Here is a 17,991-nt window from a genome sequence, read left to right on the forward strand (position 1 = left end):
ACTAGTTACTTATAAATTTTTGATGAAAATCAATAATATCAGGATCCACTAGCGCATCGGAAACTTTTAGCTCTCGTTGCAGATGCAAAGAACTTAGATTCTTACAGCGACTCAGGGCAACATAGGCTTGTCCCGTTGCAAAGGCTCCAGCACCTAAATCTACAGAACAGCTTTCAAGGGTTAAGCCCTGAGACTTATGAATAGTAACTGCCCATCCTAATTTGATAGGAAATTGTTTAAATGATGAGATGACTTCCTCTAAAACCTCATCAGAATCCTCATCGTAAGTAAATCTAACTTTGTTCCAAGCTTCACGTTCTACTTTGTGTGTTTTTTTATTTATTTTTACTTTGATATATTTTTTCTTCTTATCCAGGCATTCAGATATTGTCCCAAGGGTTCCATTTACCCATCGGCCTTCAGGATCGTTTTTTATGAACATTACATTTGCACCAACTTTTATCTTGAGCTCTCTTGGGGCAGGTAAATCATTTTCATTTAGCTCTCCAGTTTCTTTAGATTTTATAATTTCCTCTTCTCCTTCAATATGACCTAATTTATATTCATTTAATTCTTCTGCTCTTTTTTTTCTCGAGGTGAGTGTCATGAAAAATTCTGACTCGAGCGTTGGATCAAAACAATTTGAATTAATTTGATCGATAGTTACATCTAGATCTTTTCCAATTCGGATATTATTTAAAAGTTCACAAAACCTTTGATCTTCTTCCTGTCTAAAAGATTCCGTAAGTTCAAAATAACTTATTTTTTTCATGTCTTTATATGAATGCGCATCAAAGAAATAAATAGAATTATACTTCTCATAAATTATCCTCTCTTCACTCTCTTTAATTATGGGTGGTAGTTGAAATAGGTCACCGCAAGCCAGCACATGAATGCCACCAAACGGCTCTTCAGAGTTTCTATGTATCTGAAGAGATTGAGATATCGCATCAAGCATTGGTGCTCGAACCATAGAAACTTCATCAATTATCAATAATTCTAAATTCCTGAGTAGTTTCCCAAATCTAGGATCTTTAGATTTTGTAATCAAAGGAATAGTCTCAAAACCAATCCTAAAGGCGGAATTAATTGTTGTACCACCTATGTTTAAAGCAGCAATCCCAGTAGGAGCTACAACCATTTTTTTTAATGACAATTGATTTTTTACTCTTTCAAGAAGAGTTGTTTTTCCAGTTCCAGCGGCACCTGTTAAAAAAATAAATTGTTGTTCAGAGTCATCTGAAAGCAAATCTATTATTTCATCCTGAACTTTATCAAATGACATATTGACCCTATGAATCTAATTTATCCATACTGTCGATTGCCCTTTCCATTTGCCTTTCACGTGTTGAATATTCATTTACAGATTTCTGCAACGCATCGACTTTCTTCATAAGATCTTCGGTAGAACCGCTAAACTTTTCAAATTCTTTTTTCAGTTTTCCAAACTCATTCATGATTTCTCCAGCTCTCTCATTAAGGGCTAAGGTTCTAAAACCCATATGCACACTTATAAGATAAGCCGCAAGAGAATTAGGTCCCATTACAAGGACTCTGTAATCTCGAAAAATTATCTCCCTTATATTATCCAAAGAATCTATGGTTTGCATTAGACTCTCGCTGGGAATATACATAACACCAAGATCAACAGTAATACCCGATTGAACATACTTTTCTTTTATATCTGAAGCATCTTTAAGTACATGTCTTCGAATATCATCTCTGGTTTTTTTAACTTGTTTCTCATCACCTGAATCGCTAGCATTGAGAAAGTTATCAAATAGAGCTGAGGGGAATTTGGCGTCTATAGGGAGAACAAGGCCTTCAGGTAGCTTTATGATAAATTCAACGCGTTTTCCACTACCAGGAATGACCTCAGCATTACTCTCATACTGATTAGAATGGAAAATATCTTTGATGATTGATTCTAAAGACCATTCTCCAAATTTTCCCGCTAAGGTTCCACCAGATAAATAACGATTTAATTTACTAAGTGGTTCATTGAAAGACTGAATATCTTTAGAGAGTTCACCAATCGTGGTTCTCTGGGTTTCTATTGAGTGGTCTATTCCTTTGAGAAAGTCATCAGACTGATTAGTGTCATTACTATTTTTAAAAGTGTTAAAAAAGATTAAACCAATTACGATTATTAATAAAATGACAATTAAGATATCCATGCATATACAGCCTAAAAGTTACGATCTAAAAAATCAATTAGCTCAACAGTTCTTAATAGACCAGAATAAAAATTTTTTTGAATCTAATATCATAATTTTACATTCCCGGTTTCATAGCCAAGGTCTTGAAGGTTATCTTCATGGATAGATTTATTAATTCTATATTTTGAAATAAAGAACAAAGAAATAGGAGCGATAACAAAGAGTAAAGAAGTTGAAAAGATTGCAAGAGAGGTTACTGCTTCTCTCTTATCTTCAATAGAGGTCTCCTCTCCAAAGCCAGCCAATGATAGGAGTACTCCTGATAGTAAAATACCGACTCCTCCAAGAATTTTACCTGACAGACCATTAACAGAAATGATTAATCCCTCGGATCTAGCATGAGTATTTTTTTGATGATCCTCTACTACATCTGAAAACATAGAACTAAAAACAATACCATTTATTACCCGCACACCTGCCATGAAGGCTGAATGCGTGGCATATAGATAAAAAAGTAAACCAAGCAGTGGTAAGGCAAGTCCTGCTTCTGGAAGTATATTGGTTCCAAATTCAATATCGATTATTCTTAAGATGGTCAAGGAAGGTCCTATTGTTATCATGATACAAGTAAGCACAAGGACCGTTCTCTTCTTATCCTTATTTTTTAGGAGTTTGTTTGCGCTTAATGCAGCTATGAATGCCCCAGGAATAGTCAAAGCTAAAATTAAAGTAAACACGTCCGGTTTCCACAACCAAAAGAAATTAATCATATAAATACTAAAGACACTTGATAAAGATCCTACTATTCCGAATAAAGATGTACCGATAATTAAATTACGCCAAGAATCATTTTTCCAAAGGGAAATGAGTCCTTTTATAACCCCTATATTTCTTGTTTCGTCATTTAATGTAGTCTTTTCAAACTGAGATTCGATATTTCGTAATCTAAAAACGGAATATAGGCTTGTTACCAAAAAAAGAGTGATGACGATCAAAGATACGGCTTTATAACCATTCTCTTGATTCCAATTGTCTCCAAATATAGTAGCAATGGAGGAGTAAAATATGACAGTACCTAAAATGCCAAAGTTATTATCTCTGGCATGAAGTAAATTTCTTTGCTCATAGCCCTTTATCATTTCTATTCCTAAAGATGCTCTTGGAATAAAAAACATAGTACTGCTAATTCTAGTTATGATTATGAATAGTAAAAGTTGAGAAAACAAAGCAAATTGACTGCTTCCCAGCCGGACATTAAAGAGAAGGAATATACCTAGAGCAAAACCAAATAACCCAAATGCCATATAAGGGATTCTTCTACCAAAACGAGTAGCACTTCTATCAGATATTCCTCCAATCATGGGGTCTGTAAAAGCATCTACAAATAATGATAGAGCTATCCCTAAGCCACATAAAAAAGGATCTAAACCTAAAACTTGATTATAAAAATAAAGCAGAAACATTGATAAGAAGGCCTCTGAAGCTGCACCGCCTGCAGAACTCACAGCAAATGTATTAAGGTACTTCTTTTGAAGGTCTTGCAATTTATTAAGCGTATATGCCTTTTAGATAATTGATAAAAACTAAAAATAATGGAGCGAGATACGAGAATTGAACTCGTCTCTCAACCTTGGCAAGGTTGCGTAATACCACTATACCAATCTCGCTTGACGAATCTCTGTTTAACAGGAAGTGAAGTATACACGAAAGATTTTTTGATTTTCTAGGTTCTTTAAAAAGACATTAATCAGATTTATAAACTTCCTTTATTCCTAATCTCGCTTTGACCTCTTCCGCTTTTTCATTTGCATTCATAAACTCATGTATTAAGTGATCAAGGGTCTCTTCATTTTTCTTATAATCTTGACGGAAGGCAAGCCCTAAACCTCCAAATAAAAATGTCAAAAAGCCTAGGCCATAAGTAAATTCGTTTTGAGCATTATTCAATAAAACCAAGATAAAAAATAATAATAGGATAGTGAATAAAATAGGTATAACGATGATATTTTTTTTGCTATTGCTCTGGACTCTATTAACTTCATAAAATCTGTCATTCACAGATTTTAAATTTATTATGGATTCGATATCCTCTCTGACTTGATCGGAAGAGTACCCTCCCACATTGTTCATATGATCTAAAATAGATTTTATTATTTGATTATATTCAGTTGAGTCTAAAGATTGTGTTAAGGGATTAATGCCCTTTTTTTCAAGCTGTTTTATTAGAGAATTTCTCTGTTTTTTATCACTTTTATTCATGTCTTTCCCTGATTATATTTATCTCTTAAAAAATTTTTTTGAACTTTTCCCATGGCATTTCTTGGCAGTTCGTTGCTAAAGAAAATTTGTTTTGGGACCTTGTATCCTGCCATCTGTAGTTTCATATCACTAATGATATTTTCTTCTATCACTTTTGAGTTTTCATCCTTAACAATCACTGCAACGACACGCTCACCAAAATCAGCATCTTCTAGACCGATAACTGCAGACTCATAAACTCCTTCTATCTTATCAATAAATGATTCAATCTCTTTGGGATAAACATTCAATCCTCCGCTAATAATCATATCTTTATTTCTTCCAACAATAATTAAATACCCATCTTCATCAAAATAACCTTGATCTCCAGTATTGAAATAATTATCTAAACTAAAATCTTCCTTAGATTTTTGAGCAAGTTTCCAATAACCTTTAAATACATTTGGCCCTTTTACTTGAATATTTCCAATTTCGTCCGCTCCAACTGGTTCACCGTCATTATTAATTATTCTAACCTGCTGCCCTTCAAGAGGTAATCCAACAGTTCCAGATTTTCTTTTACCGCTTATAGGATTAGAGCTAATAATGTTTGTTTCAGTCATTCCATATCTTTCAAGAATTTTATGGCCAGTTATAGAGTAAAAGTCCATAAATGTTTCTTCTAAAAGTGGAGCAGAACCTGAAATAAAGATCCTCAAATTTTGGGTTACTTTTGAAGTAAGACCTTTATTATTAATTAATCTAGTGTAGTAAGTTGGAACACCCATCATTACCGTGCACTTAGGCAATTGATTTAAAACCTCATTCACTTCAAAGTTATCTAACCATAACATCTTAGAACCTGATAGAAATACACAACCAAGAGCAACAAACAAACCATGTACATGATAAATGGGAAGAGCATGAAGTAAGCAATCATTTGCTGTAAATTCCCAAGCTTCTTTCAGCGACATGGCATTTGTACCTATATTTCCGTGAGTCAACATAATGCCTTTAGGCCTTCCAGTTGTTCCAGAAGAATAAAGTAAAGCAGCTGTATCCTCTTCCGAACAATCTACAACTTCGTGAATGCCTGCTAATTTTATCGCTTGTATAGAATCTTTATGTTGAATTTGAATATTAAAAATGTGACTAGGTGGATGCTTTAGATTGAGAGAATCAATTTTTTCATAGACCTCTTTTTCGCAAATGAATAAAGTGGGATCAGCGTCCTCTAATAGGAAGGAAAGCTCATGATCTTTGTAGGCAGTGTTAAGGGGATGGAAGATTATGTTAGAACGCAAACATGCAAGATATATATATAGAACCTCAGGTGATTTATTAACTTGTACTGATACTCTATCGCCAGGTTTTAAACCTAAATTTGAAAATCCGTTTGCATATTGGGAAGACTGATCTTCTAACTCTTTATAAGAAATAATTGAACCGTCCTTGAGCTCGATACAAGGAGTGCTCAAATCTTTCGGAAAGCCTTCTCTATATCTTAAGTAGAGATTCTCCATGGCAATTTTTAACGAGCAGTCTGTCCATCATCAATTTTTATGCAAGTTCCCGTAACGCACTCAGATGATGGAGATACTAAGAACAATAATGTAGAGTCCATTTGCTCAGGAACACATATCCTTTTTCTGGGGAGACCCTTACTGACATCTCCTATTCTTTCCAACATTTTATCAGCCATCTCTGAATGAAATATACCTGGGGCTATGGCGTTAACATTTATATGATGTTTAGCCCACTCAACAGCTAAAGATTCGGTCATTCTGACAATAGCCGACTTTGTAGTTGAATAAAGAACGGCTGCAGAATTAGGACCGGTATTAAAAGCCGCCATAGAGGAGATATTTACCATCCTGCCTGGTTTTTCACTTTTTATAAGTCTTCTTGCAACTTCATTTGATAGGAGATAAGGGCCCACTAAATTTGTATCTATGACTCCATCAATCAAAGCTTCATCCTGTTTGATCGCCCATTGAGCATCAACCATACCGGCATTGTTTATAAGCGTATTAATCAAGCCAAGTTGATTCTCAACTATATCTATACAGTTACGGATACTGTCACGATCCATTACATCCAAAGGAACTACAGCGCATTCTCCACCTGCATTTCTTATTTCTCTCTCTAGTGCTTCTAATTTCTCAACTCTTCTTGCAGCTAGAGCTACCTTTGCTCCACAGCCCGCTAAAACTTTAGAAAAACGATATCCTAAGCCTGAGGAAGCTCCAGTGACTAAAGCAACTTGACCGCTAAGATCTACAGAAAAGTTTGGTGTTGAAAATTTACTCATATTTGTCCCCTTATTCTTTCTATATAGAAAATTTATGCGCACTAAATTATGCAAAATCTCTACTTTTAGGTACTATGTTGACTATTCCCGCCTTACTAAACAACGAAAATACCTAAATTATGAGTATACAAAATAAAATTGAGCAGGCAACTACAGTTATAAAACCTAGCAGAGAAGAAGCTGAAGAAGCCGTTAGAACCCTGATATGTTGGACTGGAGATGATCCTGACAGAGAGGGTCTCATTGAAACTCCCAAGAGAGTTGTAAAAGCATACGAAGAATTCTTTGAAGGCTACGATATGGATCCTGAAGAGGTATTGCAAAAAACTTTTGAGGAAGTTCAAGGTTATGATGATGCGGTTATTGTCAGAAATATAAGAGTTGAGTCACACTGTGAACACCACATCGTTCCCATCATTGGCGTAGCTCATGTTGGTTACATACCAAATAATCGTGTTGTTGGAATAAGTAAACTTGCGAGAGTTATTGAAATTTTTGGCAAACGCCTACAGACACAAGAAACAATGACAGCACAGATAGCGGATACAATCCAAAAAGTACTAGAACCGAAGGGTGTTGCAGTAGTTGTTGATGCAAGTCACCAATGCATGACCACTAGGGGTATTCATAAAACTGAATCTAGCACCATTACTAGCAGAATGCTTGGTGCTTTTAGGGATAATCCCGAAACTAGGTCTGAATTTATGAATCTAATTAACAGTCCCAAGGACTTTTAAGATTAAAAAAATATATATATTTTTTTAACCATTTTTTTGGATGATTTCGACATAAATTTGCATTAAGATTTAATCAAGGGGGATTTAATGGCTATTAATACAGAGAGTTTTGATTTTGATCCTGATTATCTCAGGAAGAAGTACAGAGAAGAGAGAGATAAGCGTCTTAGACAAGACGGTAATGAGCAGTATCAAGAAGTTTCTGGAGAATTTTCTTACTTCGTTGAAGATCCCTACATTGATGATGCAATAGAAAGAGAGGCCATCAAAGATGAAATTGAGGTCGTTGTTATTGGTGGTGGTTTTGGAGGAATGCTAGCAGGTGCGAGACTAAGAGAAGCTGGCATAGATGATTTCAAAATCATAGAGAAAGGTGGCGACTTTGGCGGAACTTGGTATTGGAACAGATATCCCGGCGCCTCTTGTGATATCGAGTCATACATCTACTTTCCATTACTAGAAGAAACAGGATTCGTTCCAAGGCAGAAATATACTAATGCACCTGAAACCCTAGAATATTGCAGAGTTATTTGTGAAAAGTTCAAACTTTATGAAAATGCGCTTTTACAAACCGAGGTGATTTCAACAAATTGGGATGAAGAATCATTAAGATGGATTATTAAGACTAACAAAGGTGATGAATTAAAAGCCAGGTTCGTGGTTCATTCAAATGGCCCTCTTAACAGGCCTAAACTCCCAGCCATTAAAGGTATAAATGACTATAAAGGACATACATTCCATACTAGTAGATGGGACTATCAATATACTGGAGGATCTTCGCATGGAGATCTAACAGAGCTTAAAGATAAAAAAGTAGCAATAATCGGAACTGGGGCTACTGCAGTTCAATGTGTACCTCATCTTGGTGCAGCAGCTGAAAAACTATATGTATTTCAAAGAACTCCGTCTTCTATTGATGTAAGAAATAATCAACCAACAGACCCCGAATGGATTTCCACACAAAAACCTGGATGGCATGATGAAAGGAGAAAAAACTTTGAAACTCTTCTCACTGGTGGAATGGTCAAAGAAGACTTAGTTTCTGATGGATGGACAGAGGCATTTAGACTTCTTTTTGGCAATCTTAGACAGCAAGCACCTTCCAAATTAAAGATGGTTGGATTTGCATTATCGGGTATTTTTTCTTCAAAAATGTATAAAGTCGGCTTCAAATCTTATATGACTGGAAAAGTTACAGAAGCTATGGACTTAAGAAATGCTATGCAAATGGCTGACTTTCAGAAAATGGAAAAGGTTAGAGCTAGAGCCGATGCAGTGGTGGAAGATAAAGAAACCGCCGAATCACTGAAACCCTACTACAATCAATTCTGTAAGCGTCCCTGCTTTCATGACGAATATCTCAACACTTTCAATAACCCCAATGTTGAATTGGTGGATACTGATGGAAAAGGTCTCGAAGAAATATCCGAAAACGGCATAATATTCGAAGGTAAAGAATATGAGGTTGATTGCATAATTTTTGCTACCGGATTTGAAGTTGGAACTGACTATAGTAGAAGAGCAGGTTATCAGATACATGGAATAGATGGAATGACTGTATCTAAGAAGTGGGAAAATGGTCTCGCTACTTTTCACGGTATGCACAGTAGAGGTTTTCCAAATTCTTTCTTTTTCGGACCAGCCCAATCAGGTTTCACAGCTACCTATACATATTCTCTCGATGAGCAAAGTATTCATTTAGCTCACATTCTGAAAATTGCAAAAGATAAAGGTGTAACCAGAATTGAAGCTTCTCAAGAAGCAGAGGAAAATTGGATTAATACCATAATCGAAAAAGCTAGACTGACAGCTGACTTTCAGGAGAACTGTACTCCTGGCTACTACAATAATGAAGGTAAAGTAAATCAAACCCCTCAAAATAATACCTACGGAGGCGGTCCCATAGAGTTCTTCGCTCTCATGGAAAAATGGAGATCTAAAGGAAATCTAGAAGGCCTAGAACTGAGCTAATTATTGTACAAACTAGAAATACTCCATCATCCATACAACCCAACTGATTTAGAGGAAATATTTGCTATCAATCAAGCTAATATCCCTGAAGTTGGTAATATTGATCATATCGACAGACTTAAACGTTTAATCGATTGGAGCTGTCATTTAATTGTTGTAAGAGACAAGGAAATAGCAGGATTTATCATCTTGATGAGAGAAAATCAAAGTTACGAATCTCTTAATTATGAATTTTTTAATTCTCAAGGATATCCTTTTCTGTACGTTGATAGAATTGCAATTAAGGAGGAACATCGACGTAAAGGATTGGGACACATGATTTACTCAAAAACTATTGAGATAGCCGAAGAGTTAAACTTACCGACATGTTGTGAAGTTAATACCCTGCCAAAAAATGAACCTTCCTTAGCTTTCCATGATTCGTTTGGCTTTGAAGATGTTGGTACTAAGGACTATGAAGACCATAGCGTAGTTTTCCTCAGGAAATCTCCTAGTTGAGGTCGTCCTTGAAAAAATTAATCAAGCCCACACCTGTAATTATTAGAAGGCACCCAACTAGCATTGTGTAAGTTATTGCCTCATCTAAAAAGAGATTGGCCCACAACATTCCAGATACAGGGACAATAAGCACAACTGTCGAAGCTTTAACCGGCCCTACTCTCTTTATCAAAATAACATAACCCATGTAAGCCAAGCCGGTACATAAAAAGCCCAAAAGAAAAACACTTAAAAGAACTTCATTTGAATGATTGAAATGTAATCCACTTTCTAAAAAAGTAAAAGGAAAAACCAGAAAAGTAGCTACCAATAAAGTCATAGAAGCTAAATAAGTTGCATCTATTTCTTTAGTTGTGAATATATAATTTGAACTGAATGCATAAAAGAAAGATGCCATGAGACATAGCGATAGTGCTATTAATGAAAATTCTAATGATTCATATCCAACAAATATAAATAAACCTACCATGCCTATAATTATCCCGAGTAATTGAGTGAGATTAGAACGCAATTTCAACCAAAGGCTAGCAATAATGAAAGCAAATAAAGGGGTTGTACCATTCAGAACAGACATAGTGCCAGCATTCAAATCAATAGCTGCTCTAGAAAAAAGATAAAAAGGAACAGATGCATTGATACAAGCTAGAAGGAGAATAGAAGGAAAATTTTCTCTTATCTTTCTAAGATGCTCTCTAGTGATAAAAAATGGACTTAGTATCAATGAGGCTATTAATAATCTTGAGAAAACTAAGGTTATGGGCCCTACTTCTGGCGCAGAAACCTTTATAAAAAGAAAGGATGACCCCCATGCTATGCCAATTGCAATAATTAATGCCCAGTCAATAACTGCACTTTTATTCATTTATATAATTAATTTATCTTACTAAAGGATCCTAGTAAGGCCGATCCCCAATGATAGTTACTCTTTCAACCTTTCTGACATTTGGCCAATAATCAGAATTTGCATAATGTTGACATGCTCGATTATCCCAAAAAGCTATTGAATTATCTTCCCAGGCAAATCGACATTGGTACTCAGGCACAGAAGCTCTGGAATATAAGAAATTTAACATCTGTTGAGATTCCTCAGGATCCCAATCTTTAATGTATTGTGTAAAGGCCGCATTGACGTAGATGACCTTCTTTTTTGTATCCGGATGAGTTCTTATTACTGGATGTTCTGGCATTGGATATTGCTTGTTAAATGCTTCTATCTCCTCATCAGATTTACCCTCTTTAATGAGCCTATCTCTAAAATTTGCAAAATCATGAATCGCTATAGCACCTTCAAGTTTTTCTTTAACTTCTTCACTAAGATTGTCATAAGCTGCATACATATCTGCAAACAATGTATCTCCTCCATGTTCTGGCTTTTCTATCATTCTTAATACTGAACCTAAAGACGGTTCCATTCTCCAAGTAACATCAGAGTGCCAGGTATTCTCTCTACCTCTGCTCTTTTCATTGTGCGTTATAACCAATACCTCTGGAAAATTTTCTTTTTTTGGAGCAAAAGGATGAATTTCTAATTCCCCAAAATTTTTAGAAAAGTTTATATGCTGTTCTGTTGAGATGTCCTGATCTCTAAAAAAAATAACCTTATAAACTAATAGTGCCTCGTAAATTAGGGCTTTTGTCTCTTCCTGCATAGGTTTGGATAAATCAATACCAAGGATCTCACCTCCTATTGTTGGACTCAACCTATTCACTAAAAATGGTAGGTTTTTTTGTTCAAATGCATCTGGATTAAAGTCAATCATAGTTATCTCCCTACATAATAATCAACAAGCTTTCTCAACTTGTCAATCTGAAGTTTATATTGGTCATCAGGATAAGGAAGTATATTCTGGTATGTCCTAACCTGACCTGTGCATGCTTTGAAAAATTCATCAATAAAACTTAAATCAAGACAGCTAGCCTACAGAGAAGCTATCTTGCTCAGTCTAGGATCTAATTGAAAGTTCAAGTGTAACTAAGAAACATTTCTTTCTTTGCCTTCCCAATAAGGAGCTCTCAAATCTTTTCTAAGAATTTTACCAGAGGGATTTCTCGGCAATTCAGAAATATGCTCTACCGTTTTAGGGCATTTGTAACCAGCTATTTGAGTTCTAACAAATGAAATTACTTCTGCCTCATCAAGAGGATCTCCTTCAGTTTGAACAATAAATGCTTTAGTTGCTTCACCCCATTTATCGTCAGGTATTCCAATAACAGCTGCATCTGCAATTTGCGGATGACTGAGTAGTGCGTTTTCAACTTCAGCTGGATAGATATTTTCTCCACCGGAAACAATCATATCTTTGACCCTATCGTGAATATATAAGAAACCTTCTTCATCAAAATAACCTACATCTCCAGAATAAAACCAACCATCTTTTATAGCTTCAGCAGTTGCTTCTGGTCTATTCCAATAACCTTTCATGTTTAAGTCAGATTTGATAATTACTTCCCCTACCTCACCGACTGGCACATCATTGTCATCAGAATCAACAACCCTCAAACCGACACCCTTTGCAGCCTTACCGCAAGATCTTAACTTTCCTCTGGAGATTTCATGATCTTCTGGATATAAAAAGGTTATTGCTCCATTGGTCTCAGTAAGTCCATATACTTGCCAGAAGTTACATTTCATTAATTCCATAGCTTTTAGAAGCGTATCATCAGTTATTGGGGACGCACCGTAAATTACAGTTTCTAGAGACGAAAAATCAGTATGGGCTGATTCAGGATGTTGAATTAAAAAGAGTATTACTGCCGGCACAAAGATAGTATGTTGTATCTTCTCTTGTTCAATAAGCTTGAGAATCAAACCTGGATCAACCTCAGGGATAATGATACTTTTAGCCCCAGTGACCATACCAGCTATACCCATATTAGTGCCGGCTACATGGAAAATAGGCATGCATACAAGGTTTACACCACCCTCTTCTATGTCTCTATACATAGCTTCTTCATTGACAATAAAACAAGCACTAAAATTATCATTTGTTAATTGAACTCCCTTAGGATGTCCAGTGGTGCCTGAGGTATAAAGCTGAATAACATCATCATTGCCATCACTCTCCAACATTGGATCTTTATCCTCAAATGAATCTCTCCAACTAGCGAAATCCTGCCACTCATCATGATTTCCCCCCACTGTAATAATCTTCTTGACCGTCTGAATTTCATCTTTTATTTCCTCAATTAATCCAAAAAACTCTGGCCCTACAAATAGAACTTCGCTTTGAGAATCATTCAGGATAAAGGCAACTTCAGGAGGAGCTAGTCTCCAATTAACTCCAACTGTAACGGTTCTTGATTTGAATGTTCCGTACATAAATTCAAAAAAAATGTCAGAGTTTTTACCTAAGTAAGCGACTCTTGAATCAGGTTTACAACCCTCTTTTATCAATCCTTGAGCAACTCTGTTAGAGAAACTATCTAATTCCTTAAAAGTTGTTTCTTTATCTTCAAATTTATGAGCTATTTGCTCGCCAGACCTTTCGACTCTCCATCGAAAAATTTCAACCATGGTTTTTTCATACGGTATTTCCACTTTTCTCTCCTATATCCAACCTAACGGTTTAAGCTTATCATTTACGAAACTCTCAGGAACCTCTTCTAAAGCTGTACCTAGAGTATCATTCCATCTATTCAAAAATCCAAATAAAGAAATCACAGAAACAATATCAACAATCTCCTTTTTAGAGTAGTACTTACTTAAGTTATCAAAATGCTCTTGATTAGAGTTATTCGGCACCTTCCCTGCTGCAAAGGCTAAATCGAGTACAGCTTTTTCTGAGTTGCTAAATTTCTCACTTTCTGAGTAGTTAAGAATATCAGCAATTTTCGTTTCTTCAATACCAGCCCTTCCCGCGCCATGTGAGGTGTGTGCTTGACAGTATTTACACCCAGCTGACAAGCTTGATGCTAAAGCAATTAATTGTTTTGTGCCTGCATCAAGACCATCAGATTGAAAAACCACACCTGCTAAAGCTGAAAAGGACTTAAGTAACTCTGGTCTTTCAGACATAATTAAATGAGCATTTGGTAGATATCCCATGAAAGATTCTACTATTTTGAAAAGCTCCTCAAATTCTTTCAGGTCCTCTCTGTATGTATCGCCTATAAATGTAGTAGGTATTTTTTCCATATTGCTTTTGCGATCTAAATTATTGCTTTAGTTTGAATTCTGGATTAACTCTAATTCCCTAAATTCATGTTCTATAGATAAGTCTATCAATTTCCTCCATAAAGGTTCTGCTATGGAAGAACTTAGTCCACAAGATTCTCCAAAATTAGTTACTTTGGATATTACATCTTCAATTCTTTCTTTATCAATTATCAAATTTTGATCATTTTTCACTAAAGCAGCCATTTCAATACACTTTTGTCTTCTAGCGAGGAGTAAAACCAGTTCTTTGTCGAGAAGATCTATTTCCTCTCTTATATCTTTCATAGTGATGGTCATAATTTTTTGTTTTTATTAATAATAGATTATATTACTTATTTGTTAGGCTAAAGAATATATGAATATTGAGTTAATTTATGAAAATAATTAAAGAATTAGAAGACTTGCAGCCCGAGATGGAGAATTGGAGAAGAGATATACATGCTCATCCAGAAATAGCGTTTGAAGAACACAGAACCGCAAAAATTGTTGCTGATAAATTAGAGAGTTTTGGTATAGAAGTTGAGACAGGAATAGCTGGTACAGGGGTTGTAGGAACTCTAAAAAAAGGCAAAGGTAATAGATCTATTGGTTTGAGAGCTGATCTGGATGCTCTTTTGATCCATGAAACTAATGATTTTGAACACAAGTCCAAAATACCCGGAAAGATGCATGCCTGCGGTCATGATGGACATACAACGATGCTTCTGGGCGCGGCTAAATATTTAGCAGAAAAAGGTAATTTTGACGGAACTATAAATTTTATTTTTCAACCAGCTGAAGAGAATGAAGGTGGTGGGAAAGTTATGGTAGAAGATGGGCTTTTTGAGAAGTATCCTGTAGAGGCTGTTTTTGGCATGCATAATATTCCAGGTATGCCAGTAGGTTCGTTTGCCGTAAAGTCTGGACCTTTCATGGCTTCCTTTGATATCTTTAACTTAAAAATTATAGGTAAAGGTGGTCATGCAGCAATGCCTCAAACAACAATCGATCCGATCATAATTGGTACTAAAATTGTTGATGCTTATCAATCTATTGTCAGTAGGTATATAGATCCTCAGGAACCAGTTGTTCTGAGTGTGACTCAATTCCATGGAGGAGATGCATATAATGTAATTCCAAATGAAATTGAGATTAAAGGAACTGTTAGATGTTTCTCAACTAAAGTTCAAGCTTCCATAGAGAAACAAATGGAAAATCTAACGTCATCAATTTGCTCTGCTTATGGCGCTACATACGAATTTGAATATCAGCATAGGTATCCTCCAACAATAAACAGCGCTGATGAAGTCGAAACTTCTTTAAAAGTGATGAATGAAATCTCTGATGAGAGCATGATCAATACATCTCCTTCTCCAAGTATGGGATCTGAAGATTTTGCCTTTATGCTTCAAGAGAAGCCAGGTAGCTATATTTGGATCGGAAATGGAGATAAAGAAGGATCTTGCATGCTTCATAATCCGGGTTATGACTTTAATGATGAAATTTTACCTATTGGAGCGACGTACTGGGTAAATATAGCAGAAGAGATTTTATCTCCTATAAATTAATTCTCGTTTTCTTTAGTTAAAGGGTTCTGACCATAGACATTCTTGGGCCCTCCTGCTTCGCACATAAAATAAATATATGCAAAGAGAGTGAAAATTGAAAAGAAAGCTAAAGCTTGAGGAAGAAAAATTGGTATTATTTGAAGAGCAAAATACCACCAACCGGACTTGCCGATATCATGAAATCTCCTGATTGATAAAGATATCTGTGGGATAGCTGTCCCCAGGATGGCATAACCAATTGAAGAGTTGAAAAAGACCTGAAAGATATTTCCTTCATTGAGTGAAGATAATTCACTCTCTAAATTTTCAGCAGTGAAATTTAATACAAGAAGACATAGCATTATAGAAAATAGAAAGAACCACCAAAATTCTGATCGGGAAGATCTTCCTTTAAAGTCAAAACACCTCAAGTAGCCTGAAATAACTGAATCGAAAAAACTCATTAGATTAAATATAAATAAGAAGGTTGGTAGCCCGTAGGAGAATCGAACTCCTGTTGCCTGGATGAAAACCAGATGTCCTAACCACTAGACGAACGGGCCGAAAGATCGCATTGTATGGAGGGTAAGCTTCAAGGTCAATTGTACTATTATTCTACCGTATAATCATTATTTGTTGAGCGAGTATAAACAATCCCGAATACTAATAATGCACTAACAATTATTCCTATCCAAAACTCTGGAGTAGAAAAAAGAAGATAAATGTCAGGTACATCTACAACTCTAATCTCTTCATATTTCTTAGGAAAACTTTCCGATCTGGACCAAAAACCGATTCTTTCAACGATGAATTCCAAAATATAATTAGTTTTAAAGATGATGCCTTCAAGAACTACAGTTGCTACGAGGGGTACTACTGCTCCTAAAACAGGTTTCCTAGAATAAGTTCCGGCTAACATTAGCCAAGTAAAGATGGGAAGGGTCCATAATGCTTGAGCCCAGAGGCTGAAAATTACTCTAAACCAATCAGTTATTATGTAGCTATTCCATAGGTAACCAAAGGATACAATATCATTTGAAACAAAATAAATAGAAGCACTCATCACAGCTACAAACTGTAATAGGATTATATTTGGAAGTATCATTAAAGGTACCACCAATATAACAAACAATATTTTTGAAACTACAGTTGTAAGGTCAGAGACTGGAAGAGATCTCCAAAATATTAAACTGCGGTCTTTACGCTCATCGGCAAAAGTTGAAAGATTATAAGCAAGAAGTCCGAAGCCGACGGTGATTAGTACTGGAAGTGCTAATACTGTCAATCCTGCCCTGATAACTCTTGCTTTTGCTTCTGGAGAAGCTTGTAACATTGCCTCTTGATAATCTTCATCATAAATCTCTGTCGAAAAGTTGAATTCAGCCGTTTGTATATCAGTAATTCCGAAATAGACTGAAACAATCACAAAACATAGAACAATTGTTACTATAAAAGGGGCATATATAAAAGCCACCTTATGTTCCTGAACCTCTCTTCTTAACATTGCGAAGAAAATAGTTGTCATGACTCAGTTCCCCTTTTCGTTTTATCCATTATTGCCATGAATAAATCAGCTATAAAAGGTGGTCTTACTTCACCTAATTCAGATAGTTTTTCTTCATCTATATCTTCAAATAGTAATACTTCTCTACCTAGTTCTATTCTTTGATGGATAGGCTTTAAGGATCTCCCTTTTTCTATTGTGTCAATATTGGGGCGTAACTCCAGGAACTTTTTATTAATTGATTCAATTGAATCATGCATAACAACCCGTCCTTGGTTCATAAATAACGCATCAGAGAGAACACCTTCAATCTCCTCTACCTGATGTGTGCTTATAAGTATTGTTCTATCTCCATCATAGTAGTCTTCGATGAGCTGTGAATAAAATTCTTTTCGATATACAAGATCTAGTCCAAGAGTGGGTTCGTCTAAAACCAATAATTTCGCATCAATTGCCATGACTATTGATAGATGAAGCTGTACTACTAAACCACGAGAAAGAATTTTTATTTTAGAACTTCTCTTTATGTCTGTTTTAGAAAGTATTGATAGGCATTTTTTTAAATCAAATTTTGGATGAACACCATCAACATATTGCAAAACCTGATCAACTGTCATCCATTTTGGAAGTACAGCAACATCTGTAATTGAGCATACCTCTTTGAGCAGTTGATGCCGATCCTTTCTAGGATCCATCCCTAGTACTTCTAGATTCCCCTCAGTCTGAATCAGTCCAAGTATAGATTGTAAGAATGTTGATTTACCAGCTCCATTAGGTCCAATAAGGCCTAATATTTGCCCAGATAAAACCTCGATATCAATACCATCAAGAGCATAGCTAGCATCATAGTTCTTTTTGATAGATTCAGCTTTAATAATAATTTCACTCATC

At 35.7% G+C, this 17,991-nt stretch carries 18 protein-coding genes and 2 tRNA genes; 4 read left to right on the forward strand and 16 right to left on the reverse strand.

Going from position 1 to position 17,991, the window contains the following annotated elements; genetic code table 11:
- Position 1: 1 nt before the first annotated feature.
- From M9C83_04615 to M9C83_04645, 7 genes are all read right to left on the reverse strand, one after another.
- Positions 2 to 1,285, reverse strand: coding sequence for an AAA family ATPase (locus M9C83_04615; GenBank protein URQ65943.1), 1,284 nt, complete (start codon positions 1,283 to 1,285; stop codon positions 2 to 4).
- 7 nt (positions 1,286 to 1,292) lie between these two features.
- The gene (locus M9C83_04620) at positions 1,293 to 2,177 is read right to left on the reverse strand and encodes a DNA recombination protein RmuC (protein ID URQ65944.1); all 885 of its coding nucleotides are present in this window, start codon (positions 2,175 to 2,177) and stop codon (positions 1,293 to 1,295) included.
- 89 nt (positions 2,178 to 2,266) lie between these two features.
- On the reverse strand, positions 2,267 to 3,703 hold the full coding sequence (locus M9C83_04625) for an MFS transporter (GenBank protein ID URQ65945.1): 1,437 nt from the start codon (positions 3,701 to 3,703) through the stop codon (positions 2,267 to 2,269).
- Positions 3,704 to 3,752: 49 nt separating this feature from the next.
- A tRNA-Gly gene (locus tag M9C83_04630) sits at positions 3,753 to 3,826 on the reverse strand.
- A gap of 76 nt (positions 3,827 to 3,902) precedes the next feature.
- A complete protein-coding gene (locus M9C83_04635; protein URQ65946.1) occupies positions 3,903 to 4,418 on the reverse strand; it encodes a hypothetical protein in 516 nt (171 codons plus the stop codon).
- Entirely contained in the window at positions 4,415 to 5,920 is a 1,506-nt protein-coding gene (locus tag M9C83_04640) for an AMP-binding protein (protein ID URQ65947.1), read from the reverse strand. Before M9C83_04640 ends, M9C83_04635 begins: the two co-directional genes overlap by 4 nt.
- A gap of 8 nt (positions 5,921 to 5,928) precedes the next feature.
- Complete coding sequence (locus M9C83_04645; protein URQ65948.1) at positions 5,929 to 6,708, reverse strand: SDR family NAD(P)-dependent oxidoreductase; 780 nt, start codon at positions 6,706 to 6,708, stop codon at positions 5,929 to 5,931.
- A 119-nt stretch (positions 6,709 to 6,827) separates the two neighbouring features.
- Between M9C83_04645 and folE the strand changes: the two genes are divergently transcribed.
- From folE to M9C83_04660, 3 genes are all read left to right on the forward strand, one after another.
- A complete protein-coding gene (folE, locus tag M9C83_04650; GenBank protein URQ65949.1) occupies positions 6,828 to 7,445 on the forward strand; it encodes a GTP cyclohydrolase I FolE in 618 nt (205 codons plus the stop codon).
- An 87-nt stretch (positions 7,446 to 7,532) separates the two neighbouring features.
- Complete coding sequence (locus M9C83_04655; protein URQ65950.1) at positions 7,533 to 9,416, forward strand: NAD(P)/FAD-dependent oxidoreductase; 1,884 nt, start codon at positions 7,533 to 7,535, stop codon at positions 9,414 to 9,416.
- A 3-nt stretch (positions 9,417 to 9,419) separates the two neighbouring features.
- Positions 9,420 to 9,914 (forward strand): GNAT family N-acetyltransferase, encoded by a 495-nt coding sequence (locus tag M9C83_04660; GenBank protein ID URQ65951.1) that lies wholly within the window; start codon positions 9,420 to 9,422, stop codon positions 9,912 to 9,914.
- Here the strand turns inward: M9C83_04660 and M9C83_04665 are convergent.
- The 5 genes from M9C83_04665 to M9C83_04685 all read right to left on the reverse strand — a co-directional run bounded on the left by M9C83_04665 (position 9,907) and on the right by M9C83_04685 (position 14,355).
- Positions 9,907 to 10,776 (reverse strand): DMT family transporter, encoded by an 870-nt coding sequence (locus tag M9C83_04665; GenBank protein URQ65952.1) that lies wholly within the window; start codon positions 10,774 to 10,776, stop codon positions 9,907 to 9,909. The two genes, M9C83_04660 and M9C83_04665, sit on opposite strands and share 8 nt — an antisense overlap.
- 31 nt (positions 10,777 to 10,807) lie before the next feature.
- Positions 10,808 to 11,674 carry a TauD/TfdA family dioxygenase gene (locus M9C83_04670; GenBank protein URQ65953.1) on the reverse strand — a complete coding sequence of 289 codons (867 nt, stop codon included), beginning with the start codon at positions 11,672 to 11,674 and terminating at the stop codon, positions 10,808 to 10,810.
- Between the two features lie 212 nt (positions 11,675 to 11,886).
- A complete protein-coding gene (locus M9C83_04675; protein ID URQ65954.1) occupies positions 11,887 to 13,452 on the reverse strand; it encodes a long-chain-fatty-acid--CoA ligase in 1,566 nt (521 codons plus the stop codon).
- Positions 13,453 to 13,461: 9 nt separating this feature from the next.
- On the reverse strand, positions 13,462 to 14,049 hold the full coding sequence (locus tag M9C83_04680) for a carboxymuconolactone decarboxylase family protein (GenBank protein ID URQ65955.1): 588 nt from the start codon (positions 14,047 to 14,049) through the stop codon (positions 13,462 to 13,464).
- A gap of 27 nt (positions 14,050 to 14,076) precedes the next feature.
- Positions 14,077 to 14,355, reverse strand: a complete 279-nt coding sequence (locus tag M9C83_04685) for a chorismate mutase (protein URQ65956.1) — start codon at positions 14,353 to 14,355, stop codon at positions 14,077 to 14,079.
- An 89-nt stretch (positions 14,356 to 14,444) separates the two neighbouring features.
- Here M9C83_04685 and M9C83_04690 point away from each other — a divergent pair, with 89 nt between their 5' ends.
- Positions 14,445 to 15,617 (forward strand): M20 family metallopeptidase, encoded by a 1,173-nt coding sequence (locus tag M9C83_04690; GenBank protein URQ65957.1) that lies wholly within the window; start codon positions 14,445 to 14,447, stop codon positions 15,615 to 15,617.
- Here the strand turns inward: M9C83_04690 and M9C83_04695 are convergent.
- The 4 genes from M9C83_04695 to M9C83_04710 all read right to left on the reverse strand — a co-directional run bounded on the left by M9C83_04695 (position 15,614) and on the right by M9C83_04710 (position 17,990).
- Positions 15,614 to 16,060: a DUF805 domain-containing protein gene (locus M9C83_04695; GenBank protein URQ65958.1), complete on the reverse strand. Its 447-nt coding sequence runs from the start codon at positions 16,058 to 16,060 to the stop codon at positions 15,614 to 15,616. The two genes, M9C83_04690 and M9C83_04695, sit on opposite strands and share 4 nt — an antisense overlap.
- Positions 16,061 to 16,084: 24 nt before the next feature.
- A tRNA-Glu gene (locus tag M9C83_04700) sits at positions 16,085 to 16,159 on the reverse strand.
- 47 nt (positions 16,160 to 16,206) lie between these two features.
- The gene (locus M9C83_04705; protein URQ65959.1) at positions 16,207 to 17,121 is read right to left on the reverse strand and encodes a hypothetical protein; all 915 of its coding nucleotides are present in this window, start codon (positions 17,119 to 17,121) and stop codon (positions 16,207 to 16,209) included.
- Positions 17,118 to 17,990 (reverse strand): ABC transporter ATP-binding protein, encoded by an 873-nt coding sequence (locus M9C83_04710; GenBank protein URQ65960.1) that lies wholly within the window; start codon positions 17,988 to 17,990, stop codon positions 17,118 to 17,120. Before M9C83_04710 ends, M9C83_04705 begins: the two co-directional genes overlap by 4 nt.
- Position 17,991: the final 1 nt, after the last annotated feature.

This window comes from SAR86 cluster bacterium, from assembly GCA_023703575.1.
Taxonomy (GTDB): Bacteria; Pseudomonadota; Gammaproteobacteria; order Magnimaribacterales; family Magnimaribacteraceae; genus Magnimaribacter.

Coding starts and splice junctions, on each gene's coding strand:
- M9C83_04615 (URQ65943.1), bottom strand. CDS start 1,285: ATGTCATTTGATAAAGTTCAGGATGAAATAATAGATTTGCTTTCAGAT.
- M9C83_04620 (URQ65944.1), bottom strand. CDS start 2,177: ATGGATATCTTAATTGTCATTTTATTAATAATCGTAATTGGTTTAATC.
- M9C83_04635 (URQ65946.1), bottom strand. CDS start 4,418: ATGAATAAAAGTGATAAAAAACAGAGAAATTCTCTAATAAAACAGCTT.
- M9C83_04640 (URQ65947.1), bottom strand. CDS start 5,920: ATGGAGAATCTCTACTTAAGATATAGAGAAGGCTTTCCGAAAGATTTG.
- M9C83_04645 (URQ65948.1), bottom strand. CDS start 6,708: ATGAGTAAATTTTCAACACCAAACTTTTCTGTAGATCTTAGCGGTCAA.
- folE (URQ65949.1), top strand. CDS start 6,828: ATGAGTATACAAAATAAAATTGAGCAGGCAACTACAGTTATAAAACCT.
- M9C83_04655 (URQ65950.1), top strand. CDS start 7,533: ATGGCTATTAATACAGAGAGTTTTGATTTTGATCCTGATTATCTCAGG.
- M9C83_04665 (URQ65952.1), bottom strand. CDS start 10,776: ATGAATAAAAGTGCAGTTATTGACTGGGCATTAATTATTGCAATTGGC.
- M9C83_04670 (URQ65953.1), bottom strand. CDS start 11,674: ATGATTGACTTTAATCCAGATGCATTTGAACAAAAAAACCTACCATTT.
- M9C83_04680 (URQ65955.1), bottom strand. CDS start 14,049: ATGGAAAAAATACCTACTACATTTATAGGCGATACATACAGAGAGGAC.
- M9C83_04685 (URQ65956.1), bottom strand. CDS start 14,355: ATGAAAGATATAAGAGAGGAAATAGATCTTCTCGACAAAGAACTGGTT.
- M9C83_04690 (URQ65957.1), top strand. CDS start 14,445: ATGAAAATAATTAAAGAATTAGAAGACTTGCAGCCCGAGATGGAGAAT.
- M9C83_04695 (URQ65958.1), bottom strand. CDS start 16,060: ATGAGTTTTTTCGATTCAGTTATTTCAGGCTACTTGAGGTGTTTTGAC.
- M9C83_04705 (URQ65959.1), bottom strand. CDS start 17,121: ATGACAACTATTTTCTTCGCAATGTTAAGAAGAGAGGTTCAGGAACAT.
- M9C83_04710 (URQ65960.1), bottom strand. CDS start 17,990: ATGAGTGAAATTATTATTAAAGCTGAATCTATCAAAAAGAACTATGAT.